We start from the raw sequence: 24,366 nt of genomic DNA on the forward strand, positions 1-24,366 counted from the left end.
TATCAATATAAATGGCGGCTAGTGTAACCGACTGCAGTGCAGCAAGTGATCTGAGCTGTTAGCTTCAGTCGAGCTTGCTGCCGCCTCGACACGCCGGTGATGACGGCACTTCATGCAACTGATGCCACTCTACTGGGCTATATACATGTAGTGCTAATGCGTGCACAGGCCCCGCCAACTCATCTCTTAAAATCTTGTTTATTGCGCGATGGCGTTGTAATAAACGCATACCATCAAACAGTTCCGCCACAATCACTACTTTAAAATGCGAGTCATCGCTTGGCGTACCATGCAAGTGGCTTTCGTTAATAACGTCTAAGTGTAGAGGAGAAAATTCCGTAAGTAGTTTGTCTTGAATTACTTCCTGCAGCGTCGTCATATGCGCCTCGCTAATCGTTATCGAGTGAGCTAAAGCAAATTCGCGAATCACGCCCTATTTTAGCAAATGCATCAATAACATTGGGTTCAGGTTCATTCGGACGGTACGCAATCCGATACCATTGCGCCCCGAAATTGCCCGATAGTTGATATAACAACACACCGTGTTGTCGATATAACTCAACGAGCTGCTGTAGACCTTCGCGACGATTCTTTGGAAATACCGATTGTTCGCCAACCAAGCGCCAACGATTCAGCTCATCGGCCTCGGCCATCAGCGCTTCATTAACGCGATCGCGGCAAAAACTTAGTTGAATTGCCGAGTTAGATAACGCCCAATTTCCGGTTGGTAACTGAGTTTGATCAATCGCAATAACATGTTGTTCAAGTTCATCAACTGGCTGTTGCGGCTCGCACCCAAATAACATCAGCGCTAAGGTGCCCGATAGAATCGATTTATAGATTGCTTTAAGCCACGTAGTAAACGGCATGATGCGTTTCCAAAACAACGAATGAATGGCTCTGCAGTATAAAGACTATTGGCGGAAGAAAAAAGAGGATGGAACATCCGTGTTCGAGGGGATAACGTCATTCCATGAGTGTCATCCCAAATCCATGCGAGCATCTTATCTAATAAAAAAACGCATTTCAATTACAATTTGGTAACATTTTTATAAGTTTTTAATTTTAAAAACGATTTAATTTAAAAAAATGTTAGTTTCCGTCCAATTCTTGCTCGGGACTAACCAATGCCACAATCTGCCAACCGGCCTTTGGTTCAAAGGTTTGGTCACTTGAGAATAAATGACAATGCCCGCGTTCATCCAGTGCATACAATGGTAACGCTCTGTTACCATAGCGATCCTGATAATCATCATAGTGAAATGATTCAGTTAATGCGGTTGTTTTAACTTGCGCACCTTGAAAGGTCAGGCTTGCCAGTTTTGAGAACGTGACTCCCTTGCCGAATAGTTTCAAGCGCTTACGGTACACGTCCGGTAATTGGTTTCGCGCTGGCGCATCATGGTCGGTGCTATGTAGCGCAAAGATCTTCTCTGCATCAAACCAGTCCATAAAATGCATCGCTACCACGGGGTTTAACTGCCGATAAGGCGACAAAATTAGAACGTTGCCAATACCGGTTAAATCCATATTATTTTCCGCGTGCTCGGAAGTCGGGTTGCCAAAGTAAACCGGTAAATTTTCCATTCTGGCTTGTTTGATGTGCTCCCAGTTAGTGTCAGCCAAAATCACCGGAAATTTATTCTCTTGCAGCGATTTAGCAATCAACCGCGCGGTTGGATTTGCGCCGAAAATTAAAAAACCACGCGCGGGAGGTTCCCGAAGTTTCAGCGCATGAGCAAGAGGTTTGGCCGTTAAACTTTGCAGAATGACGGTACTTAAAATGACCAAGAAAACTAAAGGAACAAGTATTTCCGCTTGCTCCCAACCGGCTTGCTGCATTTTCAATGCAAACAATGCAGATACTGCGGCAGCAACAATACCGCGCGGAGCAATCCAACTGAGCAAGACTTTCTCTTTGAATTCGGTTTGCGTACCAATCGATGACAACCACACGCTCAGTGGACGCACTACAAAAATAATAATTGCCAACAGAACGACTGCCGGCAAACCAAGCGAATTAAATGCGTCAGGCTGTATTCGGGCCGCAAGAATAATAAATAGCCCTGAAATGAGAAGTACCGACAGCGTCTCCTTAAATTCAAGAATCTCATCTAAATCAAGACCACGCATATTCGCCATCACCATTCCCATGACGGTTACTGTCAGTAAGCCTGACTCATGTTGCATGGCATTTGAAACCGCGAAGACGCCTAACACCACAGCTAACGTAGCGACATTGCGTAAGTAGTGCGGAAAGATATTTTTAATCAGTGCCCAACCGAGTAATTTACCGCCGGCAAAGCCAAGTGCAAAGCCGACGCCAATGGTTGTGGCAAAGGCCTGTAATGCCTGTGACCAGCCAGCGCCCTGACTCGAAATAATGAATTCATAGACCAGCACAGCTAATAACGCGCCAATCGGATCAATGATGATGCCTTCCCAACGCAGAATATTGCCGAGTCGCGCCAACGGTCGCACTGAGCGCAACATCGGCATAATCACTGTCGGCCCTGTGACCACAACCAATGCGCCAAATAACGCGGCGAGCTCCCAGCCAAACCCAATCAGGTAGTACGCAGCAATCGCAATAGTCACCCAGGTGACAACCATACCGATGCTGACGAGGTTCGTTACCATTCGGCCATGCCCACGTATCTCTTCAAACTTGAGAGTTAACGAACCTTCAAACAGAATGATTGCAACTGATAACGAGACTAATGGAAATAAAATATCACCAAACACGGCGTCCGGATCGAGTACGCCAAATATCGGCCCAATCACAATCCCCACAATTAACAGCGGCAAAATTGCCGGCACTTTCATCCGCCATGCGCCCCACTGGCACATAATTGAGAGCACACCAATCAATGCAAGTGCTGACATATTTGACATAAGTCTTCCTTTTGTATTTTTTTACAATCAGTTGTTGATAACAATTCTCATTTGCGTCAAACTATTTGTAGGTACCAAATGCGAATCAATATCGTTCGTTATCTTTTTTCGATATACTTCAACCCATCAATACGAGGTATTCAATCATGAGTTCAACTATGTTGCGTAAAATATTCACTGTAACCGCGATTGCAGCAAGTTTAACAGCAACGGTAGCACAAGCAGCTACAGTTAACCTGTATTCTGCGCGCAAAGAAGCGCTAATTAAGCCGGTCTTAGAAAAGTTTACCGCAGAAACCGGTATTGAAGTACGCCTTTTAACAGGTGGTGGTGATGCCCTTCTCGCTCGTTTACAGAATGAAGGCAAAAACACCCCTGCGGATTTATTTCTAACGGTTGATGCTGGCAACTTGCATCGTGCCGCTGAAGCAGGCGTATTCCAACCGCTGACATCAGCCAAAGCATTAGAGTCCGTGCCAGCACATTTGCACGGTACCGATAACCTTTGGATTGGTTTGAGCTTACGCGCTCGCCCAATTTTTTATGCAGCTGACCGTGTCGACCCGAGCCAATTGACTGGGTATGAAGATTTGGCAAAACCTGAGTGGAACAAGAAAGTTTGTATTCGTTCATCAGACAATATTTATAACCAATCGCTTACTGCTGCTTTGATTGAGCATTGGGGCGAAGAAAAAACAGAAGCATGGGCAAAAGGTCTCGTAAATAATTTAGCGAAACCACCTGTTGGCGGTGACCGTGATCAGTTAAAAGCCGCTGCAGCTGGTGTCTGCGATATAGCAGTAGCAAACACTTACTATTTTGGTCTTATGCAGACCGGCGATGACGCTGAACAACGTGAAGCCGCGAGTAAACTCAAAATTTTCTGGCCGAACCAAGATAGTTTCGGCACTCATGTGAACGTTTCTGGCATCGGCTTAACCAAGCATGCAAAAAACAAAACTGAAGCGCAGCAACTGATTGAGTTTTTGCTGTCGGTTGAGTCACAAGCTTGGTATGCGGCTACCAACAATGAGTACCCTGCCGTCGAAGGCGTTGAGTGGAGTGAGACGTTGCAGGCGTGGGGCGACTTCAAAGCTGATGATTTGTCGATGACTTTCTTAGGCGAAAATAACGCTGCAGCCGTTAAATTGATGAATCGAGCTGGCTGGCGTTAATGCGCTTTAATTTGTGGCGCCAACTGACATTAATTGCAACGGCCGTCGTTATTGGCGTGCCGTTGCTCGTTATTTGCTGGTCGGTGCTACAACTCGTATGGAGTAACGACACCTCTACGCTCAGTCATCTTTGGGCCACCGTCGTTCCGGAGTACATTCGACATTCAATCATCCTGTTAGTGGGTGTCGCTGCCGGTGTTATTACGCTTGGCGTCACTACCGCATGGCTTACAACGGCTTGCCGCTTCCCAGGGCAACGAATTCTCAGTTGGGCGCTATTACTCCCTCTGGCGATGCCCGCCTACATTACCGCCTACACCTATACTGGCATGCTGGACTTTGCCGGTCCTGTGCAATCGACTTTGCGCGATTGGTTTGGGTGGGGTTACGGCGATTATTGGTTTCCTGAGATTCGCAGTCTTGGTGGTGCCATTGTCGTGCTGAGTTTGGTTCTGTTTCCATACGTGTACCTCATTACCCGTGCGACGTTTATCCAACAATCTGCGACAACCTTAGAAGCCGGACGCAGTTTAGGATTAAACCCATGGCAATGCTTCCTACGTTTAGCCTTGCCGCTAGCTCGCCCCGCTATTGTTACTGGCGCCACATTAGCATTGATGGAAACCTTAGCCGATTATGGCACCGTCCAGTATTTTGGCGTCACGACATTTACTACCGGTATTTTTAGAACGTGGTACGGCCTGGGAGACTTACAAGGCGCATTGCAACTCGCTGGCATGCTACTTGTGGCAGTTATTTTATTAATATTCATTGAGCGCTGGTCGCGTCGCCAAGCGCGATACGATCAACGCAACAATCGCCCGGCGCCGCCATTTCAACTGAACGGATGGAAAGCCATTGCAGCGAGTATTGCGTGCTGGCTGCCATTACTGTTTGGCTTTATTTTACCGGCTTTGCAACTGACAAGCTGGTCGATTGAGCGCAGCGAAGTCTGGCAAGATCCTGAGTTTTGGCAACTGACGATGAATAGCTTTGGCCTTGCCGTGCTTGCGGCTGTTCTGGTAGTGACAATGGCGTTGTGGTTAGCCTATGGTCGCCGCCAAATCCCAACCAAAATTGTCCGCACCAGCGTTGCCTTCGCAGGTTTGGGCTACGCCATTCCGGGTCTAGTGATAGCGGTTGGCTTAATGGTATTTCTTACCAGTATTGATCACGTCATCATTGCCCTTAGCGAATCGTGGTTCGGTGTGAATCCCGGATTATTATTATCGGGTACAGTGTTTGCCTTATTATTTGCCTACAGCGTTCGCTTTTTAAGTGTTTCGCTACAGACAATTCAGGCTGGGCTCGGTGAGATTCGTCCAAGTATGGATGAAGCAGCACGTATTCAAGGTTACAAACCACTGCAGGTATTGCGCAAAATTCATTTGCCATTGTTACGCCCAAGCGTTCTTACCGCACTCATTTTAGTTGGTGTCGATGTTTTGAAAGAGCTACCAGCAACCTTGGTATTGCGCCCTTTTGACTTTAATACCCTCGCCGTTCGCGCATACGAAATGGCAGGAGACGAACGTCTAGCCGATGCTGGCCCGCCAGCATTGATGATGGTATTGGTAGGGCTGATTCCAGTTATTTTATTGTCTCGCGCTATGTTAAAGTCGCAACAATCTGCATTAAAGGAGCAAGAGTTTGTCCCGGTTACAGCTTGATAACATTCACATTAGCTTCGGTGCACTACACATTGTTCGTGGCGTTACCTTGGAGCTCAAGCAAGGCGAAATTGGCTGCCTGTTAGGCCCAAGCGGGTGCGGTAAAACAACGTTATTGCGCGCCATTGCCGGTTTTCAAGCGTTACAGTCAGGCTTCATTCATATTGACGACTCAAGTGTATCCGATGAAAAACACACGTTAGCACCTGAACAGCGTGGCGTTGGCATGGTTTTTCAAGACTTTGCTTTATTTCCGCACTTAAACGTTGAAGACAACATTAGTTTTGGCATGCGTAAGGCCAGCGCGATTGAGCGAAGCAAACGCGTAGATGAACTCCTTGATCGTATCGGTTTACCCGGATATCACAAACGTTTCCCCCACGAACTTTCGGGGGGACAGCAACAACGCATCGCTTTAGCCCGAGCTCTTGCGCCCAAGCCACGATTGCTGTTACTTGATGAACCATTCTCCAGTCTCGATGCCGAGTTGCGCGAACGGTTAGCTGTCGAAGTACGTGAGTTGTTGAAAAAAGAAGGAATTACTGCGTTATTAGTCACGCACGATCAACAAGAAGCCTTTGCCATGGCAGACAAAGCTGGTGTCATGTATCAAGGCGAATTGTTGCAATGGGATACCCCGTATCAGCTGTATCACCAACCAAAGCATCAGCTAGTTGCTGACTTTATCGGGCACGGCGTTTTGCTACAAGGCACCGTGAACACGGAAGGTTCGTTGGCATCACCACTTGGTATGCTTGAGCACCCGAGCTTATTGCAAATTCCAGCAGGAACACCAGTGAGCTTTCTTGTACGTCCAGATGATTTAGTTCCTGATCCAACATCACGTCTTCGCGGCACCATTAAAGCGCGTGGTTTCCGTGGTGCGCACAACCTTTATACGATTGAACTAGCAAGCGGCGTTGAGATTCTGACACTAAGTCCATCCCATGAAGAGTTCACTGTCGGTGCCAATATCGGCCTAAGACCTGAGTTTGATCACCTCGTTGTATTTGCTGCAGATCACTGTGAACTGCCAGGTTTTCACGATCAAGCCCCGACTGTGCAGCCGCTACCAACGGTGTTACCAAAAACGCAATCGGCGTAATAATAAAAATTCAACGACGGCAATGATAAGTAACGCAGCGCTAAATATCCAAAACGCGCTGTTGTCGTCAACGCCTGGCATTCCGCCTATATTGATGCCAAACAAACCGGTCAGAAAACTAATCGGCAAGAACACCCCAGCAACCATCGACAGCCAGTAAGTGTTGCGATTCATCTTTTCCGCCAAATCCTGCTGTAAGTGCTCGCGCAACATCCACACCTGCTCAAGCAACATTTCCATATTTTCGAGTTCACGATGGGTATTGTCACGCTCGTTCAATAACCACTGTGTCCAATCGGCATCAAACCATTTACTGCTATCGGCGGCCAACTTATCCAAGGCTGTTAATTGAGGGCGAACAAAGCGTGTTAGTCGTAGCAGGCGACGATGCAATTGCGTCAGCGCTGACTGGCGTTCGCTGGTTGTTCCTTGTTCATCATCTTCCAAGGCTTCCATTTCGGCTTCAATGTTATCTTGCAGTTGTTCAATTTTATTGGTCATTTCATCGACAAGATGCAACATAAAATCAGGTAATGATTGAGGTCCTTGTTGTTGCTCCAAAGCACGTTGAATTAACTGAACAGCTTTAACGGGACGCCGGCGAAAACTATACAAGTTCCCCTTAAAATACAGAATACGAAGACTCACCATGTCTTCAGGTTGATCACTTTCAGCTAAATTTACACCGCGAAGAATAAGCAAAAAACCATCATTTAGACGATCAAAGCGAGGTCGCGTATCTTCCTCTAAAACGGCATCAATAATCGGTTCCGGAATGCCTGAGTCAATGAGCCAATCGGCTAGTCCGGGAATATTTCGTTGAAAATGAAACCAGCTATTTTGTCGTTCATGAAATTTGTCATGAATCGGTTGCGCAGGATGCTGACTGAAATCCCAACTATCAATCATAAATTCTGGTCGAGCTAACTGCTTGTCCGTCATAACGAAACCCTCTTTTTGTTCGTGCTTTCAGTCTAAACTGTTCAACACTGCATTCACAAGTACTACGAATTCAAGTTAAAATATTGACCAACTTAATAAAACACCAAGGAATTTTATGTTACTCGCGATTGCGGCCATTGTTGTTGGATTAGCTTTGTTAGTTTGGAGCGCCGACCGATTTGTTGATGGTGCCGCTGCTACAGCCAATCACTTCGGTATGCCTGCCCTCCTTATCGGTATGGTGATCATCGGTTTTGGTACTTCAGCACCTGAAATGGTCGTCTCCGCTTTAGCTTCCGCGCAAGGTAATCCAGGTCTTGCACTAGGAAATGCCTACGGCTCAAATATCACGAACATTGCACTTATTTTAGGCATCACTGCCATTTTGGCGCCAATAGCCGTTGCCAGCCAGGTATTAAAGCGCGAAGCGCCCATGCTCATAGCGATTACCCTTCTGGCCGCTTGGCCACTTGTCGATGGCTTTATCACGAAATTAGAAGCCTGGATTTTACTGGCCATCTTTGCGAGCTATCTCGGCTGGAGTATCTATCAAGGCATGACCGGCAGTGATGACGTATTAAGTAGCGAATTTGATCAAGAACTCAAAGAAACAGCGATGCCAGTAAGCCGTGCAATTACTTGGCTCGTAGTCGGGTTGATCTTATTAATCATCAGCTCACGTATCCTAGTTTGGGGCGCCGTCGATATTGCGACCGCATTAGGCGTGAGCGATCTCGTTATTGGTCTCACCGTTGTTGCAGTCGGAACCTCATTACCCGAATTAGCATCGGCGATAGCTGCTGTTCGTAAAAATGAACATGACTTAGCGCTCGGTAATGTCATCGGCTCTAACATGTTTAATACGCTCGCCGTTGTCGGTATAGCCGGTGCCATTACACCAATATCGCTTGAACCATTGGTGTTAAGCCGCGATTGGTTAATGATGACCGTATTAACCTTTATGTTGCTAATTTTTGCATTCCGCCCAAATAACCGACCGAATCGTATAAACCGAGTTCATGGCGGCATCTTTGTGGCATGCTATATTGGCTACACCATTTACGTACTACAAACAGGATTTATCGCATGAATTTAATCTCACAATATACGGCTCAGCGCCTTGGCTTCGCAGGACTTGCACCGTTTATTGTGTTGACCGTCATGGCGTTGCTCGATCTTCAAGGCGAGCTCGCCATGACACTGTTTATTCTTTATAGCGCTATTATTTTCAGTTTCCTTGGCGGTATCCATTGGGGACTATGCATGACCGACGACGACCGCGACCATCGCCGCAGCCTGCAATGGAGCATGGTGCCGTCCGTTACCGGCTTTGCCGTGCTCGTTGCAACCCAGCTCCCCATTTGTCGCGATTCAACACTTTCGTTCTTAGCGGTGCTAGCGCTACTTCATCTATTCTGGCTTAACTATGAACGCCGCAAGCTCAGCGCACATGCGTGGTATCTAGAGTTGCGCGGCCGTTTGACATTTACGGTGGTAGCACTGCACGTCATCCTACTCATCATCAGCCTGTAAAAAACGTTATTCGTTATTCGTTATTGGTTATTCGGAAAAGAAAAAACAAAACACCAATAACCGCACATGGAAAAGTGAGCAAATACATCTGCTATCTCGCCAGCGAGCTAACCCACGAATAACGAATAACGACTAACGAATAACGCCGTTTATTTTTTATTGCGAATCATTCTTGTTTGCGTTATCATTAGTTCCGTTAAAGTACGGAGCTAACTATGTACGTATGTCTATGCAAAGGTGTCACAGATAAAACCATTCGTCGTGCCGTCGACGATGGCTTAAGCAGTATGCGTGAACTGCGCCAGCAATATGGCGTTGGAACGCAGTGTGGCTGCTGTAATCAGTGTGCGAAAGACATTGTAAAAGACGCCGTCGCTGAACGTAATGCACGATTAAAATCTGAAACTTTATTGCCAGTCGAGGTGTGCTACGCTTAAGCTGTTAGAAAATAACAGTTAGGAGTTGTAGTCATGAAAGGCGACAGTAAGGTTTTACAAGAGCTTAATCGCATACTCACCCGCAAGCTTACCGCTATTAATCAATATTTTTTGCATGCCCGCATGTACAAAAACTGGGGATTTGGTGAGCTCAATAGCAAAATCTATAAAGCATCTATTTATGAAATGAAACACGCTGATGACATCATCGAGCGTATTTTATTCTTAGGTGGCCTGCCGAACCTGCAAGATCTTGGCAAACTCTATATTGGTGAAGATCCGCACGAAATGCTGCAGCTTGATCACAAAGTTCAAATGGACGATGTTCTCGCTATTCGCGCCGCAATTGCTGTGTGCGAGGGTGCACAGGATTACGTGAGCCGTGACGAATTAACAGAAATACTTGAACAACAAGAAGAGCATCTCGACTGGTTAGAAACGCAGCTTGATTTGGTCGAAAAGATTGGTCTAGCGAAGTACTTACAAACCAAACTTGATAGCGAATAAGGAGTGAACATGAATCTTGACCATCAAGCCATTGTAGAGCAACTGAATAAGCTACTTGCGTACGAGCTAACCTCTATCGATCAATACACCGCGCATTCACGTATCTATGAAGATATGGGTTTAGAAAAACTCTATGAACGCATTAACCACGAAGTGGATGACGAACGTGGACACGCCGATTTACTGATTCGACGCATTCTGTTTCTGGGTGGTCAACCCAATATGAATGGGCGCGAACCTCACACCATTGCTAACGAAGTACCTACCATGCTCGCGAACGATTTAGAATTGGAGTACGGCAATGCGCGAACACTGCGCAGTGTGATTAAGTTTTGCGAACAGGCCGGTGACTTTGTCTCGCGAGATATGCTCATTGGAATCTTAAAAGACACGGAAGAAGATCATGCCTATTGGCTACGCCAGCAATTAGAACTCATCGAGAAGTTAGGATTAGAGCTTTATTTACAAGCACAAATGGGATAACGCTGCATGGAGCAATTTCTCGCTGAAACGAAACATTTGTTTGGATGGTTGCAAACCGAACTCGTTAAAGTAGGCGAAACATCGATCACCTACGGTTCGATTTTCCGTGTGGTGCTGATACTGGTCGTCACTTACATCTTCTCGCGGCTATTACAGAATGCCCTGCGTCGTATTGCCAGCTATCGTAAATCAATGGCGCAATCGTCAGTTTATGCACTAACACGTATCACTCATTACGTGGTGATGGTGATTGGTGCCTTGATTGCCGTGTCATCAGTAGGCATTGATCTGACAAAATTCGCCATCTTTGCTAGTGCGCTTGGTGTGGGCGTTGGTTTTGGTTTGCAAAACCTCATCAGCAACTTCACCGCCGGCATCATGTTGTTATTCGAAAAAACCTTAAAAGTTGGCGATTTTGTCGAACTTGAGTCAGGTGTTACCGGCGAAGTGAAAGAAATTAATATCCGCAGCACCATTGTCACAACCAATGACAACATCGATATTATTGTCCCTAATTCGGAGTTTGTTGCCGGACGCGTCACCAATTGGACTATGCGCGATACATTACGCCGAATTAAGATTGGCTTCGGCGTTGCTTACGGTACCGACAAAGAACTGGTCAGAAAAGCCGTTCTCGAGGCCGCTGATCGTGTTCCGCATACCCTGAATGATGATAGTCACCGTCCACCACAAGTATGGCTTACTGAGTTTGGCGACAGTTCGCTGAACTTTGAACTCGTGGTCTGGCTTAAACCTGAGGCTGTGAATCGTCCAAGCGCCGTCAAAGCAGCGTTTATGTGGGAAATTCATACATCGTTGGAAGAACATGGTATCGAGATTCCATTCCCGCAACGCGACTTGCATATTCGTAGTTGGAGTAGCGACGCAAGAGTACAAACCGAGTCACTCTCAAAAACGCAAGCAAAGAAAAGCAGCACCGCATCGAAGTCAAAGAAGCGCCCCGAAAACGACGCTGCCGAAGAACTTTAAACGAATCGCGAGTTAGCTTAAGCGCTCGCGAATTTCGTCAATACAGGTTGGGTCATCAATCGTTGACGGTACCACCACCTCTTCGCCATCAGCAATTTGGCGCAAGACGCGCCGCAAAATTTTACCTGAGCGAGTCTTGGGTAGCCGCGGTACTACTAAAATTTTCTTCAAACACGCGACGGCACCAATTTCATCCCGCACCAGTTGCACAAGACGAGAGCTCAACTCGTCATCACTGATCGTCACGCCATCTTTCGTAATCACCAAACCAACGGGTACCTGGCCTTTTAAAGAGTCTTGCACACCAATGACTGCGCATTCGGCAACGGCAGTATCTTTCGCGAGAACTTCTTCCATTTCGCCGGTGGATAAACGGTGCCCGGCGACATTAATGACGTCATCGGTACGTCCCATAATAAAAACGTAACCATCATCGTCCTTATAACCACCGTCGCCAGTTGAATAGTAACCATCAAACTCACGCAAATAGCCACTGACAAAACGCGCTTCATCATTCCAAATTGTGGTCAAGCAACCTGGCGGTAACGGCAACTTAATCGCTACTGCACCCTGCTCATTGGCAGCAATCTCTTGGCCTTTATAATCCAAAATACGCACATCGTAACCCGGCATTGGCAAGGTCGCTGAGCCTGGCTTAATTGGATGCTCCGCAATACCAACTGGGTTTGCGCAAATCGGCCAACCAGATTCTGTCTGCCACCAATGGTCATAAACTGGCTTTCCGGTAACTTCGGTCGTCCATTCATAGGTTGGCGGATCCAGACGCTCTCCTGCCATATAAATACGCTCTAACGAACTAAGATCATATTGCTCTAATAACTTACCTTCGGGATCTTCCTTTTTAACCGCGCGAAACGCAGTTGGCGCGCTGAATAAAACCGCAACTTTATACTCAGAACAAATACGCCAAAATGCGCCCGCATCGGGCGTTCTTACTGGCTTCCCTTCGTACAAAATAGTCGTCGCGCCAGCGAGCAATGGACCATAAACAATATACGAATGACCAACAACCCAGCCGACATCCGACGCCGTAAACATAACCTGACCCGGCTTGATGTCATAAACAGTTTGCATGGAATACTTAAGCGCTACTGCGTAGCCGCCGGTATCGCGTACCACGCCCTTTGGCTTACCCGTGGTACCCGATGTATACAACACATACAGCGGATGTGTACTTGGTACCACGGTGCATTCGGCTGGCGTCACTTTCGCAACCTCAGCCTGCCAATCTAAGTCGCCCGGTTGAGTTAAATCGGCATGACATTGCTCACGCTGATATACCATCACATTTGCTGGCTTGTGTACGGCTTCAGCGATCGCTTTATCTACCATCGGCTTGTACGGAATAACGCGATTCACCTCGACACCACATGAAGCTGTTACTACCACCTTAGGTGTCGCATCATCAATTCTCACAGCAAGTTCATGGGGTGCAAAACCACCAAACACCACCGAATGAATCGCACCTAAACGGGCACAAGCAAGCATCGCAATAGCTGCCTGCGGAATCATCGGCATATAAATAACAACACGATCGCCTTTTTTGACATGGTGTTTCTTTAACAACCCAGCAAACAAGGCAACTTCATCACGCAACTGAAGATATGTATACTGCTGTTTCGTTTCGGTTACTGGCGAGTCATAAATCAGCGCAATTTGGTCACCCCTACCGTTATCAACATGGTAATCCAATGCCATAAACGACACATTCAACTCACCATCCGCAAACCAATCAGCCGTTCCATTAGCCTTTAACTGGCATGCTTTGCTCGGCTCCTTAAACCAGTGCAACTGCCCTGCTTGCTTTAGCCAAAACGCCTCGGTGCGTTGTAATGAAGATTCGTATTCGCGCGGGTAACTCATGGTAAAAATCCTTATCTACTACTACTTCGTCTAATGTAGCGCGTTACCAGCTTTTTCCCATACGACTTAGGTCTGAAGAGCCGTTGTTCGTTAGTCGTTATTCGTTACTCGATAAAGCAAAAACGAAAACCCGAAACCCTCACATAGAGAAGTGAGCAAATACATCTGCGTTCTTACCAGCGAACTAATCTCACGAATAACGAGCAACGAATAACGAATAACGCCTTTGCCTTTATAACTTAGTTGATTTAACCGGGGCTTTTCCCTATCATACCGCCACCTTCAGGAGAGGTGTCCGAGTGGTTGAAGGAGCACGCCTGGAAAGTGTGTATACGCTAACCGCGTATCGAGGGTTCGAATCCCTCTCTCTCCGCCAGATACAAGAGAACCGCCGTTAGGCGGTTTTTTTGTATCTGATGGAGAGTGCGGACTTGATGAGAACTCTCAGGGTTCGACCAAACGGCAGGATTGCCGTTTGGCACAGCCGTCAGGCGGTTTTTTCATTTTTGAAGCTCATCACGTTCGTAATTAAACATACGATTAAAGCTATTTAACGACCTTATATAGTGGAATATCTAGATTTATCTTTTTGTTTTTAAATAGATAAATAATTTTTAGTAATCTTAAAAATTTACTTTCCTCTCGTTATTCTCTCCCCTGCCCACTTGCGTTGCCTGAATATCTCCGTAACTTGATGTGTTACGAACGCTCAACTAAAATAAACAAGGAGGTTTATTTAATTGATAACTTTCGATCAAAAGCGTTGGAGGCGTTCTTCTGTGAAAATATTGTGGAAGGCTTACCTTTTACTGAACCCACATTATCTGAAATTTTGGAGATTTTAATTGATTTAAACTCAGACAAATTTCACATAGAAGATTTCACGAAACTTTGGACTGTCTATCAATATCACGGCGTAAATAATGTTGTATTAACCGTCAACGGTGTTGAATCTTGCGGTGCTATCACTTTCGAGTATAGAGGTAACATTGTTATCCATGTCGATTATTTTTCAGAGGGATAAGTTATGCAGCTATTACCAAGTACAGAGCATGCAATCAAACACCCGGGGCAAGTACTGAATGATCGGTTCCTGAAGCGTTGTGGTATTTCAATAACCGAAGCTGCGGCTAAGTTATATATGAAACGTGAACAATTATCGCGCTTCATTAATGGGCATACTGGGGTGTCGGTTGAACTTGCTCTTAAGTTAGAGGTTGCAACTGGTGTTTCCGCCGAGTACTGGCTAACGCGTCAAGCTCAGTATGATATTCAGCAATCATCTCAATCCATCACGAAAGTCAAAGCTGAGCCATTTTGTCAGGAGGTGTTGGCTCGGTAGTAGGTCTGTTATCTGCGATCACGGACATTGCTCATTCCATGCACACTCCATATAGTGAAGTGATACCTCACGAAAAATTGGAGTGTCTAATTATGAAGTCTCTTTTTCAGAAATCAAAAGTGGCGGCGGCAAGTTGCCTTTTGGCGCTTAGTTGCGGCGCTGCAAGCATCAACGCAGTGGCGGCAGATCGCATTACTGGTCATCACTTTGCCACCCGCTCAGAAGCCATGGCTCCACATGCAATGGCAGCGACCAGCCAACCGCTCGCAACTCAAGTTGCACTCGAAATTATGCAAGCAGGCGGTAATGCTATTGACGCCGCTATTGCAGCAAATGCGCTTCTCGGACTTGTTGAGCCAACGGGCAACGGTATTGGCGGTGATTTATATGCAATAGTGTGGGACGCAGAAGGCAAGCGCCTGCACGGTCTGAATGCGTCTGGTCGTTCGCCGAAGTCGCTTACCTTAGATTACTTTTTAGAGAACGGGTATGAGTCTATTCCTGCACGTGGGGTTCTGCCGCTCTCTGTACCTGGTGCAGTTGATGGCTGGTTTGAACTGCATAAAAAATTCGGCAAATTGCCAATGGAACAAGTATTAGCACCGGCTATTCAATACGCTGAAAACGGTTTCCCAGTTACTGAAGTGATTGCCTACTATTTTGAGCGCAACGCCGACGTACTAAAAAATCAACCGGGCTTTGCCGATGTGTTCATGAAGAATGGCCTCCCCCCGCAAAAAGGCAGAATGTTCAAAAACCCTGACCTTGCCACTACCTACAAACTCATTGCAAAAGAAGGTCGCGATGCGTTTTATAAAGGCAAAATCGCCAAAACCATCGATGCCTTTGTGAAAAAGCATGGTGGTTTTTTAAGTTACGACGATCTTGCGAGCCATACATCAACATGGATAAATCCTGTTTCGACCAACTATCGTGGCTACGATTTGTGGGAATTACCGCCGAATACACAAGGCATCGCAGCTCAACAAATCCTGAATATTCTAGAAAACTACGACTTGGCTAGCATGGGTTTTGATAGCCCTGAATATGTTCACTTATTTGTTGAAGCAAAAAAATTGGCATTTGAAGACCGCGCAAAATATTACTCTGACCCAGATTTTAACGAAGTACCGGTGCAAGGCTTACTCGACAAAGATTACGCCAAACAGCGTGCGAAGCTCATTGACATGAATCGTGCTGGCAAATCTTTTGAACCGGGCAATCCGCCAACCGAAGGCGATACCATTTACCTCACCACTGCAGATGCCGATGGCAACATGGTCTCGCTCATTCAAAGCAACTATCGTGGCATGGGCTCAGGAATCACGCCAACAGGGCTTGGCTTTGTGATTCAAAACCGTGGCGAATTATTTGCGCTTGATAAAAATCATCGTAACGTTTTTGAGCCAGGCAAGCGTCCGTTTCATACCATCATCCCCGCCTTCGTCACTAAAGATGGTAAGCCAGTTATGAGTTATGGCGTGATGGGGGGTGCAACGCAGCCGCAAATGCATGCACAAATTCTCATCAATATGATTGATTTTGGCATGAACCTACAAGAAGCTGGTGATGCGCCGCGAATTCTTCATACCGGCTCGAGCCAGCCTACGGGTGAAGTCATGACCGATGGCGGTGCCGTTAGTTTAGAGAATGGTTTCTCCGATTACACCCGCCGCGAACTCATCAAAATGGGGCATACATTGCAAGAAGCTGTGGGACCGTATGGCGGCTATCAAGCCATTTGGCGTAATCATGAAGAAGGCGTATATTACGGTGCATCAGAAAGCCGTAAAGACGGTCATGCGGCAGGTTATTAAAACTAAAGGAATAAATCATGGAGTTAGTCCTCACGGCGTTACTGGCGAGTACAATCACTGGTGGTTTAACAGCTGTGGGGGCGCTGCCAATATTAATTGGAAAAAAGCCGTCTGAAAGATTTAACGATACCCTACTAGGTTTTGCGGCAGGCGTGATGCTCGCCGCTTCTTTTTTTTCACTGATTGTCCCATCAATTGATATTTCGACCGAAATTTATGGTCCTGGTCCATGGCCGGCCGCGATAGCTGTTATCGGTATCTTACTTGGTGCTTTTGCCATCGCGCTATTTGATCGGATGGTGCCGCACGAACACTTTATCAGTGGCGTCGAGGGGCCTAACAGCGACAAAATTGCCGGCGTATGGTTATTTATATTTGCTATTGCGATTCATAATTTCCCTGAAGGCTTAGCTGTAGGCGTGGCTTATGGAAGCGGTCAGCAGGAAACAGCTTTTTCATTGGCACTGGGTATCGGGTTGCAAAATCTACCAGAAGGGCTAGCCGTTGCCGTTGGCTTGGTAGCAGTTGGTTACAGTCATATCAAAGCCTTTTTAGTTGCCGGATTAACCGGGCTTATTGAGCCTCTCGGGGGCCTGTTTGGTGGCGTTTTCGTGAATCTATCTGAGCTGTTGTTACCTTGGGGGTTGGTATTTGCTGCCGGTGCTATGCTGTTTGTGATTAGTCATGAGATCATTCCTGAAACGCACCGACACGGTCATCACAGCCGCGCTACTGCAGGGCTCATGGTTGGATTAGTCGTCATGCTATTTTTGGACGTTTGGTTAGGAGCTGTTTAAACATGCCCAAGGTACTTTTGTTAGGTTACGGTGATATCGCCCAGCGCACAGCACCTTTGTTACTGGAATCTGGCTGGGAAGTCGTTGGGGCATGTCGCACACCGGAAGCGAAACCTATTATAAATGGCGTTGAGCTCGTCGCTGCCGACGCCAATAGTGAACACGACTTAAACCAATTACTGTCGCGTCAATTTGATGCAATCGTAATGACTCTTACACCATCCAATTACAGTCGAGATGGTTACCACCAAGCTTATGTTGTGCCATGCCGACATCTACAGCATTTGCTACATCAACTTACTACCGCGCCTCGAGTTATTTATATTTCGAGTACCGGAGTATACGGCCAACGCGATGGCGAGTGGGTTGACGAAACGAGCCCAACGTTACCAGATTCCGATAGTGGCGAAATGCTATTGCAAGCGGAACAGGTGATTCTTGGCAGCCCAGCGAAAGTTTCGGTGTTACGTTGTTCGGGTATTTATGGTCCGGGTCGCGAGCGTCTGAAGCAGCAAATTAAAGACGGCACTGCTGTGATCACCCCAGCATGGACAAATCGCATTCATAGCGACGATGTCGCTGGATTTATTACTTATTTACTCCAGCATCCTGAGCAACAAGAAGAAATCTACGTTGTTAGCGACAACGAGCCACTCTTGCAAGAACAAGCCTATGCACGCATCGCACAGCAACTTGGCGTTTCGATTGACGGGTTAAAGCGCACGAATGAAGTCGGGCCTCGCGGCAGCAAGCGGCTCAGCAATGCTAAGATGCGAGCTACCGGCTATCAACTGCGCCACCCGCATCTCTAATCGCGTTATTCGTTATTCGTTATTGGTTATTCGTTATTGGAAAAAACTATAAAATACAACTAACCGGATGTTAGATAATCAGCAATGCCGAGTGCGGCGGCTCGGCCTTGGGCTATGGCGGTAACCACTAAATCGGCACCGCGTACCATATCGCCACCAGAAAATATTTTCGGATTACTGGTTTGTAGTGGGTAACGACTTGATTCGTCGGCAATTACCGTGCCCCACTCCGACAGTTCAACACCTTCATCTTGCAGCCACTGCGGTGGGTTGGGTTGATAACCGAAAGCAATCACAACTGCATCTGCAGGCATCACAAACTCAGAATCGGGTACCGGTTGTGGTCGACGTCGTCCATTACTATCAGGCGATCCCAGCTCGGTACGAATCATTCGCACACCCACCACCTGATTTTCTTTGTTTTCAATTGCAATCGGTTGCAAATTAAACTCGAACTGAACGCCCTCTTCCCGAGCATTTTGTACTTCACGACGCGAGCCCGGCATGTTGCCTTCGTCACGTCGATAAGCACAAACCACCGATTCAGCTTGCTGGCGTATCGCCGTTCTCACGCAATCCATACCAGTATCACCACCGCCTAGAACCACAACCCTTTTGCCTTCAAGATTTATCAGCGGATACGCGGGCATCTGTTCATTCATTAATGTCTGAGTATTGCCAATCAAGTACGCCAACGCATGGTGCACACCTTTGGCATCTAAGCCTTGGAGTTTGCCGTCAAGCGCTTGGTAGGTTCCTAATGCCACAAATACTGCATCATACTTCTGTACAAGATCTGCAAATAGCACATCGCGACCAACTTCCACGCCTAACTTAAATTGAATGCCCATATCGGTGAATATCTCACGACGGCGTTCAAGTACCGATTTTTCCAGTTTAAAAGGCGGAATGCCGTACGTCAGTAAACCACCAATTTCTGGATATTTATCGTAAACAGCAGGCGTAATACCATGGCGAATCAAAACATCCGCACATGCTAATCCTGCAGGTCCCGCGCCAACCACCGCGACTTTGAAATCGGTCGCTTCAACATGGGAAAGATCGGGTCGCCACCCTTGCGCAAATGCGGTATCGGTAATGTATTTCTCAATGCTGCCGATAGTCACCGCACCGTAGTCATCATTGAGCGTACACGCGCCCTCACACAGCCTATCTTGCGGACACACGCGACCGCATACTTCGGGCAAACTGTTCGTTTCATGACAAAGCTCTGCGGCCTCAAAAATGCGACCTTGCTGCACCAGCTCCAGCCACTGCGGAATATAATTGTGCACCGGACACTTCCATTCACAGTATGGGTTGCCGCAATCTAAGCAACGATCAGACTGGCCTTGCGCTTGTAGCTCCGACATCGGTTCGTAAATTTCGACAAACTCAATTTGGCGCTCCCGCAACGCTTTTTTGGGAGGATCGATACGCTGTACATCAAGAAATTGATAGATGTTCTTGCTCATTACATCACCTCCACGCGCAGTTCAGCCGTTGATCGCGCGCGATGACCGACCAAATCAGCCAACTGCACCGCCTTTGGCTTCACCAATACAAACTGCGAAAATGTCGTTTGCCCCTGTGCTAGTAACTGATGCGCTCGCTCACTGCCGGTGTGCTCATAGTGTTCATGAATCAGCCCCCGTAAAAGCTCTTGTGATCGCGCATCTTCAACCGTACAAAGCTCAATGAGCTCAGCGTTAATCCGTTTACTCAAGCTTCCGTCGGAATCTTGAACAAAAGCAAATCCGCCAGTCATCCCTGCACCAAAATTGATACCTGTGTTACCAAGCACCACAACAATACCGCCTGTCATATATTCGCAAGCGTGGTCGCCCACCCCCTCAACGACCGCTGTTGCCCCAGAATTACGCACAGCAAATCGTTCACCAGCACAACCAGCAGCAAATACTTTGCCGCCTGTTGCCCCATACAAACAGGTGTTACCCATGATGATTGGATTATCGTTACGGTAGTTGGCTGACGTCGGAAAACGTAAAACAATTCGCCCGCCCGCAATACCTTTGCCAACGTAATCGTTGGCATCCCCGATGAGCTCAAGACGCAACCCGCCAGCATTCCATGCACCAAAGCTTTGACCTGCCGAGCCTTGAAACTGCAGGGTAATTGGATGCGGCGCCATACCTTGGTTGCCGTATTTTTTCGCAATGGCACCAGCTAAATTTGCCCCCACAGCACGATCATAATTGCGAATTTTAAACTGCCATGTACCGCCTAATCGCTGTTCGATAGCATCATGCGTGACCGCCATTAACTCTCGATTTAACTCGCCAGAGTCATGCGGAATATTTGCTTCGGTGCAATAGCGTGGTAGCCCATTATCAGTGGCTGCAGCCTCAAGTAATTTCGATAAATCTAACTGCTCTTGCATTCGTGTTACACCGGCAACGCGGGTCAGCAGATCGACTCGCCCGATGAGATCGGTGAGCTGTGTCACGCCAAGTTGTGCGAGCCAAAACCGTACTTCTTCGGCGACAAATTCAAAATACTTAGCAACCCGCTCCGGCAAGCCTGTAAAGTGCTCACGGCGCAATGCTTCGTCTTGCGTTGCGACACCTGTTGCACAGTTATTTAGGTGACAGATGCGCAGGTACTTACACCCCAAAGCAATCATTGGTGCCGTACCAAAACCAAAGCTCTCAGCACCTAGAATAGTCGCTTTGATCACATCTAACCCAGTCTTTAAGCCACCATCCACTTGAACACGCACTTTATGGCGCAGATTATTGCTCACCAGCGCTTCGTGAACTTCTGCTAACCCTAGTTCCCACGGAGAACCAGCGTGTTTTACGGAAGTTAGCGGGCTAGCACCGGTACCGCCGTCATAGCCCGATACGGTAATTAAGTCGGCATAAGCTTTTGCAACACCAGTCGCGATGGTGCCTATGCCCGGCGATGATACGAGCTTTACAGAAACCAAAGCCTTTGGGTTCACTTGTTTTAGATCGAAAATCAATTGCGCTAAATCTTCTATCGAATAGATATCATGATGCGGCGGCGGAGAAATTAATGTCGTGCCGGCCACAGCATAGCGTAGCTTCGCTATTTCAGCCGTGACCTTCTCACCAGGAAGCTGCCCGCCTTCTCCGGGTTTTGCGCCCTGAGCTATTTTTATTTGTAGTACGTCGGCGTTTACCAAGTAGTGCGGCGTCACCCCAAACCGACCCGAAGCAACTTGCTTAATTCGCGAATTCTTATCCGTACCAAAACGCCGTGCGTCTTCGCCCCCTTCACCAGAATTAGAGTGTCCGCCAATCAGGTTCATCCCTTGCGCTAACGCTTCGTGCGCCTCGGGGCTTAATGCGCCGATTGACATGGCCGCCGTATCAAAACGATGGAATAGTTCAGTTGCAGCCTCCACCTCAGAAATATCTAGCGGCTTGGCGACGGCTGTGGGTACCAAAAGGTCCCGAATAAAGCTAATTGGACGCTGATTAACATGATCGGCAAATTGTTGGTAGGCATTTGCATCGCCTCGATTAACAGCTTGCTGCAAACTCATCACCACGTCAGGGTTGTAAGCATGGTACTCACCACCGTGCACGTACTTCAGCAGGCCTCCGGCAGTGATCTTATGATGGCTAGACCATGCTTTTGAATATATCTTCTGAATTTGTGTCTCAAGATCTGCGAAGGTGGCGCCGCCAATGCGAGCGGGTGCATGCGCAAAACAACGCTCACGAACTTCAGCAGCTAAACCAACAATCTCAAACAAACACGCACCGCGGTAACTGGCAACCGTAGCGATGCCCATTTTGGACATGATCTTCAAAAGCCCTTTATTGATCCCTTCACGATAGTTTTGCAGTGCATCGCGAACTGGTAGGTCGATATCGCCTCGCTCGACCAGTTGTTCAATCGATTCATACGCTAAAAATGGGTATACCGCGGTAGCGCCAAGTCCAATTAACACGGCCATTTGATGCGCATCGCGAACCGCACCAGTTTCAACAATAATATTCGAATCACAACGCAGACTTTCACGAACTAATGCTTGTTGTACTGCTCCCACCGCCAGTGCCGCCGGAATCAGATGATGATTTTTGTTGAGGGTTCGGTCACTCAAAACAACCAACACCACAGCCTCATCGCGTACTAGCCTCACGGCTTCCGTCGTTAACTTGACGAGCGCCTGTTGCAAGTTATCGGAATGCGCATCGTAGCCTAGATTTAAAACGGCTAATTTATAATGTTCACTTGGCAACTCCCGTAACTGCTTGAGGTCGGTATACATTAATACCGGTGACTCAATCACAACGCGCTCCGCATACCCTGACGTCTCATTAAAGACATTTTGCTCGCGACCAATACAAGTCGCGAGACTCATGACATGTCGTTCACGAATTGGATCGATCGGCGGGTTCGTTACTTGCGCAAATTGCTGGCGGAAATAATCAAAAACATCGCGCGGTTGTTGCGAAAGAACAGCGATTGGCGTGTCATCGCCCATCGAGCCAGTTGCCTCATGACCATCTTCCGCCAGCACGGCCAGCACTTGCAGTAATTCTTCGCGGCTATACATATGTAACTTGTGATAAATAGCCATCGTCGCGTCGTCAAATAGGCGCTGACCAAGATGTTCCGCAGCACACTCGCGAAACGGCGTAAGATGGCGGATATGCTGATTCAACCAATCGCGATAAGGATGTCGCTGCTGCAAATCGTCGTCAATTTCACCACTGCGCCAAATACGCCCGGTATAGGTATCAATGGCCACCATTTCACCAGGCCCGAGCCGTCCTTTCTCGACCACGTCTTCGTCTTTGTAATCCCAAATTCCAACCTCTGATGCGATAGTAACTAAACCATCATTCGTGGCAATCATGCGGGCGGGGCGCAATCCGTTTCTATCTAAGCTACAGGCAACTTGCCGTCCATTACTCATGACGATTCCGGCTGGACCATCCCATGGCTCCATATGCATTGAATTAAATTCATAAAAAGCGCGCAACGGGTCAGACATCGTCGCATTACCTTGCCAGGCTGGAGGAATTAAAAGCCGTAGTGCACGAAACAAATCCATGCCTCCGGCTAAAAGTAATTCAAGCATATTATCCAACGCCGATGAATCCGAGCCATCACTGTTTACAAACGGAGCTGCTTGTTGCAAATCGGGTAATAACGGCGAGTGGAATTTGTACTGTCGCGCCAAGGCCCACTGGCGATTGCCTCGAATGGCATTTATCTCGCCATTGTGTGCAAGAAAGCGAAAGGGTTGAGCTAAGCGCCACTGTGGCTGAGTATTAGTTGAAAATCGTTGGTGAAATACGCAATGGCTCGTTGTTAACGTTGGATCAGCTAAATCAAGGTAGAAATTGGCAAGATCTTTCGCCAGCATCAGACCTTTGTAAACGATAACCAAGCAAGAAAGTGAACACACATAGAAACTCGAGTCGTTAGCCAACAATTGCTCGGTTCTGCGCCGAGCCATGTATAACCGTCGCTCTAAATCTTTTTTACGCCAACCAGGCGGGGCACTGACAATCACCTGTTGAATACTTGGTTGCGTTGTCCGCGCTATCGAACCAAGTACGTCAGCGTTTGTAGGTACTTCACGCCAACCTTCCACACTGAGCGTTTCGCGTCGCAATTCCGCTTCTAAAGTTTGCTTCTGAGTTTTTTGAGTTTCTGGGGCCGTACTTAAGAACACCATGCCAACGGCAAATTTCTTACTCAGGTGCCAATTCTGCTTCGTCGCATAATCACGAAAGAATTGTTGGGGTAACTGGAGGAGTAATCCGCAGCCATCGCCGGTTTTGCCGTCAGCATTAATACCACCGCGATGCTGCATGTTTGCTAACCCGGTAATCGCCTTGGTAATAATGGCGTGACTGGATTGCCCATCAACTTGAGCAATCAGTCCGAATCCACAGTTGTCGCGTACGTCGTCATGTGAATAGAGCGCCATTTATACAACCTCATGCAGAAAGTGAATAATCCACCTTAA

The 24,366-nt window shown here is 47.4% G+C and carries 20 protein-coding genes and 1 tRNA gene; 14 read left to right on the forward strand and 7 right to left on the reverse strand.

From position 1 onward, the window contains the following. Positions 1–64 precede the first annotated feature (64 nt). The 3 genes from CWI76_RS05120 to CWI76_RS05130 all read right to left on the reverse strand — a co-directional run bounded on the left by CWI76_RS05120 (position 65) and on the right by CWI76_RS05130 (position 2,895). Positions 65–379 (reverse strand): BolA/IbaG family iron-sulfur metabolism protein, encoded by a 315-nt coding sequence (locus tag CWI76_RS05120; RefSeq protein ID WP_126759246.1) that lies wholly within the window; start codon positions 377–379, stop codon positions 65–67. Between the two features lie 10 nt (positions 380–389). Further along, the gene (locus CWI76_RS05125) at positions 390–869 is read right to left on the reverse strand and encodes a hypothetical protein (protein ID WP_126759247.1); all 480 of its coding nucleotides are present in this window, start codon (positions 867–869) and stop codon (positions 390–392) included. Positions 870–1,092: 223 nt separating this feature from the next. Continuing rightward, positions 1,093–2,895 carry a cation:proton antiporter gene (locus tag CWI76_RS05130; protein WP_126759248.1) on the reverse strand — a complete coding sequence of 601 codons (1,803 nt, stop codon included), beginning with the start codon at positions 2,893–2,895 and terminating at the stop codon, positions 1,093–1,095. A 146-nt stretch (positions 2,896–3,041) separates the two neighbouring features. Here CWI76_RS05130 and CWI76_RS05135 point away from each other — a divergent pair, with 146 nt between their 5' ends. From CWI76_RS05135 to CWI76_RS05145, 3 genes are read left to right on the forward strand one after another with little or no spacing between them, the layout of a single operon-like run. Beyond that, on the forward strand, positions 3,042–4,070 hold the full coding sequence (locus CWI76_RS05135) for a Fe(3+) ABC transporter substrate-binding protein (RefSeq protein ID WP_241967952.1): 1,029 nt from the start codon (positions 3,042–3,044) through the stop codon (positions 4,068–4,070). Then, positions 4,070–5,740: an ABC transporter permease gene (locus tag CWI76_RS05140; RefSeq protein WP_126759249.1), complete on the forward strand. Its 1,671-nt coding sequence runs from the start codon at positions 4,070–4,072 to the stop codon at positions 5,738–5,740. Before CWI76_RS05135 ends, CWI76_RS05140 begins: the two co-directional genes overlap by 1 nt. Continuing rightward, positions 5,721–6,845 carry an ABC transporter ATP-binding protein gene (locus CWI76_RS05145; protein ID WP_126759250.1) on the forward strand — a complete coding sequence of 375 codons (1,125 nt, stop codon included), beginning with the start codon at positions 5,721–5,723 and terminating at the stop codon, positions 6,843–6,845. The genes CWI76_RS05140 and CWI76_RS05145 overlap by 20 nt, the downstream gene beginning before the upstream one ends. Here the strand turns inward: CWI76_RS05145 and CWI76_RS05150 are convergent. After that, entirely contained in the window at positions 6,822–7,787 is a 966-nt protein-coding gene (locus CWI76_RS05150; protein WP_126759251.1) for a CorA family divalent cation transporter, read from the reverse strand. The genes CWI76_RS05145 and CWI76_RS05150 overlap by 24 nt on opposite strands. 115 nt (positions 7,788–7,902) lie before the next feature. On the opposite strand from CWI76_RS05150, the gene CWI76_RS05155 reads away from it, so the two are divergent. The 6 genes from CWI76_RS05155 (at position 7,903) to CWI76_RS05180 (ending at position 11,737) form a co-directional block, all read left to right on the forward strand. Beyond that, on the forward strand, positions 7,903–8,877 hold the full coding sequence (locus tag CWI76_RS05155) for a calcium/sodium antiporter (protein WP_126759252.1): 975 nt from the start codon (positions 7,903–7,905) through the stop codon (positions 8,875–8,877). Continuing rightward, positions 8,874–9,320, forward strand: a complete 447-nt coding sequence (locus CWI76_RS05160; RefSeq protein ID WP_157980806.1) for a DUF3429 domain-containing protein — start codon at positions 8,874–8,876, stop codon at positions 9,318–9,320. Before CWI76_RS05155 ends, CWI76_RS05160 begins: the two co-directional genes overlap by 4 nt. Before the next feature lie 215 nt (positions 9,321–9,535). Next, positions 9,536–9,757, forward strand: coding sequence for a bacterioferritin-associated ferredoxin (locus tag CWI76_RS05165; RefSeq protein ID WP_126759254.1), 222 nt, complete (start codon positions 9,536–9,538; stop codon positions 9,755–9,757). Positions 9,758–9,790: 33 nt separating this feature from the next. After that, positions 9,791–10,264, forward strand: coding sequence for a bacterioferritin (bfr, locus tag CWI76_RS05170; protein ID WP_126759255.1), 474 nt, complete (start codon positions 9,791–9,793; stop codon positions 10,262–10,264). A 9-nt stretch (positions 10,265–10,273) separates the two neighbouring features. Then, positions 10,274–10,747 (forward strand): bacterioferritin, encoded by a 474-nt coding sequence (bfr, locus tag CWI76_RS05175; protein WP_126759256.1) that lies wholly within the window; start codon positions 10,274–10,276, stop codon positions 10,745–10,747. A gap of 6 nt (positions 10,748–10,753) precedes the next feature. Continuing rightward, on the forward strand, positions 10,754–11,737 hold the full coding sequence (locus tag CWI76_RS05180) for a mechanosensitive ion channel family protein (protein WP_126759257.1): 984 nt from the start codon (positions 10,754–10,756) through the stop codon (positions 11,735–11,737). Between the two features lie 12 nt (positions 11,738–11,749). On the opposite strand, the gene CWI76_RS05185 is transcribed toward CWI76_RS05180, so the two are convergent. After that, the gene (locus tag CWI76_RS05185) at positions 11,750–13,621 is read right to left on the reverse strand and encodes a propionyl-CoA synthetase (protein WP_126759258.1); all 1,872 of its coding nucleotides are present in this window, start codon (positions 13,619–13,621) and stop codon (positions 11,750–11,752) included. A 285-nt stretch (positions 13,622–13,906) separates the two neighbouring features. On the opposite strand from CWI76_RS05185, the gene CWI76_RS05190 reads away from it, so the two are divergent. From CWI76_RS05190 to CWI76_RS05210, 5 genes are all read left to right on the forward strand, one after another. Further along, positions 13,907–13,997, forward strand: a tRNA-Ser gene (locus tag CWI76_RS05190). 651 nt (positions 13,998–14,648) lie between these two features. Beyond that, positions 14,649–14,963 (forward strand): HigA family addiction module antitoxin, encoded by a 315-nt coding sequence (locus CWI76_RS05195; protein WP_126759259.1) that lies wholly within the window; start codon positions 14,649–14,651, stop codon positions 14,961–14,963. Between the two features lie 92 nt (positions 14,964–15,055). Further along, positions 15,056–16,780: a gamma-glutamyltransferase gene (gene ggt / locus CWI76_RS05200; protein WP_126759260.1), complete on the forward strand. Its 1,725-nt coding sequence runs from the start codon at positions 15,056–15,058 to the stop codon at positions 16,778–16,780. Positions 16,781–16,797: 17 nt separating this feature from the next. After that, complete coding sequence (locus CWI76_RS05205) at positions 16,798–17,577, forward strand: ZIP family metal transporter (RefSeq protein ID WP_126759261.1); 780 nt, start codon at positions 16,798–16,800, stop codon at positions 17,575–17,577. Between the two features lie 2 nt (positions 17,578–17,579). Continuing rightward, positions 17,580–18,389 carry an SDR family oxidoreductase gene (locus CWI76_RS05210; protein ID WP_126759262.1) on the forward strand — a complete coding sequence of 270 codons (810 nt, stop codon included), beginning with the start codon at positions 17,580–17,582 and terminating at the stop codon, positions 18,387–18,389. A gap of 59 nt (positions 18,390–18,448) precedes the next feature. Here the strand turns inward: CWI76_RS05210 and CWI76_RS05215 are convergent, their stop codons facing one another. Together CWI76_RS05215 and gltB are read right to left on the reverse strand one after the other, a co-directional pair. After that, positions 18,449–19,864 carry an FAD-dependent oxidoreductase gene (locus CWI76_RS05215; protein ID WP_126759263.1) on the reverse strand — a complete coding sequence of 472 codons (1,416 nt, stop codon included), beginning with the start codon at positions 19,862–19,864 and terminating at the stop codon, positions 18,449–18,451. Next, positions 19,864–24,327, reverse strand: coding sequence for a glutamate synthase large subunit (gltB, locus tag CWI76_RS05220; protein ID WP_126759264.1), 4,464 nt, complete (start codon positions 24,325–24,327; stop codon positions 19,864–19,866). Before gltB ends, CWI76_RS05215 begins: the two co-directional genes overlap by 1 nt. Between the last annotated feature and the right edge of the window lie 39 nt (positions 24,328–24,366).

Source organism: Pseudidiomarina marina, from assembly GCF_003987045.1.
Taxonomy (GTDB): Bacteria; Pseudomonadota; Gammaproteobacteria; order Enterobacterales; family Alteromonadaceae; genus Pseudidiomarina; species Pseudidiomarina marina.

Bases quoted from the DNA above. Each gene is read 5' to 3' on its own strand.
- CWI76_RS05135 (WP_241967952.1), top strand. From the start codon at position 3,042: ATGAGTTCAACTATGTTGCGTAAAATATTCACTGTAACCGCGATTGCA.
- ggt (WP_126759260.1), top strand. From the start codon at position 15,056: ATGAAGTCTCTTTTTCAGAAATCAAAAGTGGCGGCGGCAAGTTGCCTT.
- CWI76_RS05140 (WP_126759249.1), top strand. From the start codon at position 4,070: ATGCGCTTTAATTTGTGGCGCCAACTGACATTAATTGCAACGGCCGTC.
- CWI76_RS05205 (WP_126759261.1), top strand. From the start codon at position 16,798: ATGGAGTTAGTCCTCACGGCGTTACTGGCGAGTACAATCACTGGTGGT.
- CWI76_RS05120 (WP_126759246.1), bottom strand. From the start codon at position 379: ATGACGACGCTGCAGGAAGTAATTCAAGACAAACTACTTACGGAATTT.
- CWI76_RS05130 (WP_126759248.1), bottom strand. From the start codon at position 2,895: ATGTCAAATATGTCAGCACTTGCATTGATTGGTGTGCTCTCAATTATG.
- CWI76_RS05125 (WP_126759247.1), bottom strand. From the start codon at position 869: ATGCCGTTTACTACGTGGCTTAAAGCAATCTATAAATCGATTCTATCG.
- bfr (WP_126759255.1), top strand. From the start codon at position 9,791: ATGAAAGGCGACAGTAAGGTTTTACAAGAGCTTAATCGCATACTCACC.
- CWI76_RS05160 (WP_157980806.1), top strand. From the start codon at position 8,874: ATGAATTTAATCTCACAATATACGGCTCAGCGCCTTGGCTTCGCAGGA.
- CWI76_RS05215 (WP_126759263.1), bottom strand. From the start codon at position 19,864: ATGAGCAAGAACATCTATCAATTTCTTGATGTACAGCGTATCGATCCT.
- CWI76_RS05155 (WP_126759252.1), top strand. From the start codon at position 7,903: ATGTTACTCGCGATTGCGGCCATTGTTGTTGGATTAGCTTTGTTAGTT.
- bfr (WP_126759256.1), top strand. From the start codon at position 10,274: ATGAATCTTGACCATCAAGCCATTGTAGAGCAACTGAATAAGCTACTT.
- CWI76_RS05180 (WP_126759257.1), top strand. From the start codon at position 10,754: ATGGAGCAATTTCTCGCTGAAACGAAACATTTGTTTGGATGGTTGCAA.
- CWI76_RS05185 (WP_126759258.1), bottom strand. From the start codon at position 13,621: ATGAGTTACCCGCGCGAATACGAATCTTCATTACAACGCACCGAGGCG.
- CWI76_RS05195 (WP_126759259.1), top strand. From the start codon at position 14,649: ATGCAGCTATTACCAAGTACAGAGCATGCAATCAAACACCCGGGGCAA.
- gltB (WP_126759264.1), bottom strand. From the start codon at position 24,327: ATGGCGCTCTATTCACATGACGACGTACGCGACAACTGTGGATTCGGA.
- CWI76_RS05150 (WP_126759251.1), bottom strand. From the start codon at position 7,787: ATGACGGACAAGCAGTTAGCTCGACCAGAATTTATGATTGATAGTTGG.
- CWI76_RS05165 (WP_126759254.1), top strand. From the start codon at position 9,536: ATGTACGTATGTCTATGCAAAGGTGTCACAGATAAAACCATTCGTCGT.
- CWI76_RS05210 (WP_126759262.1), top strand. From the start codon at position 17,580: ATGCCCAAGGTACTTTTGTTAGGTTACGGTGATATCGCCCAGCGCACA.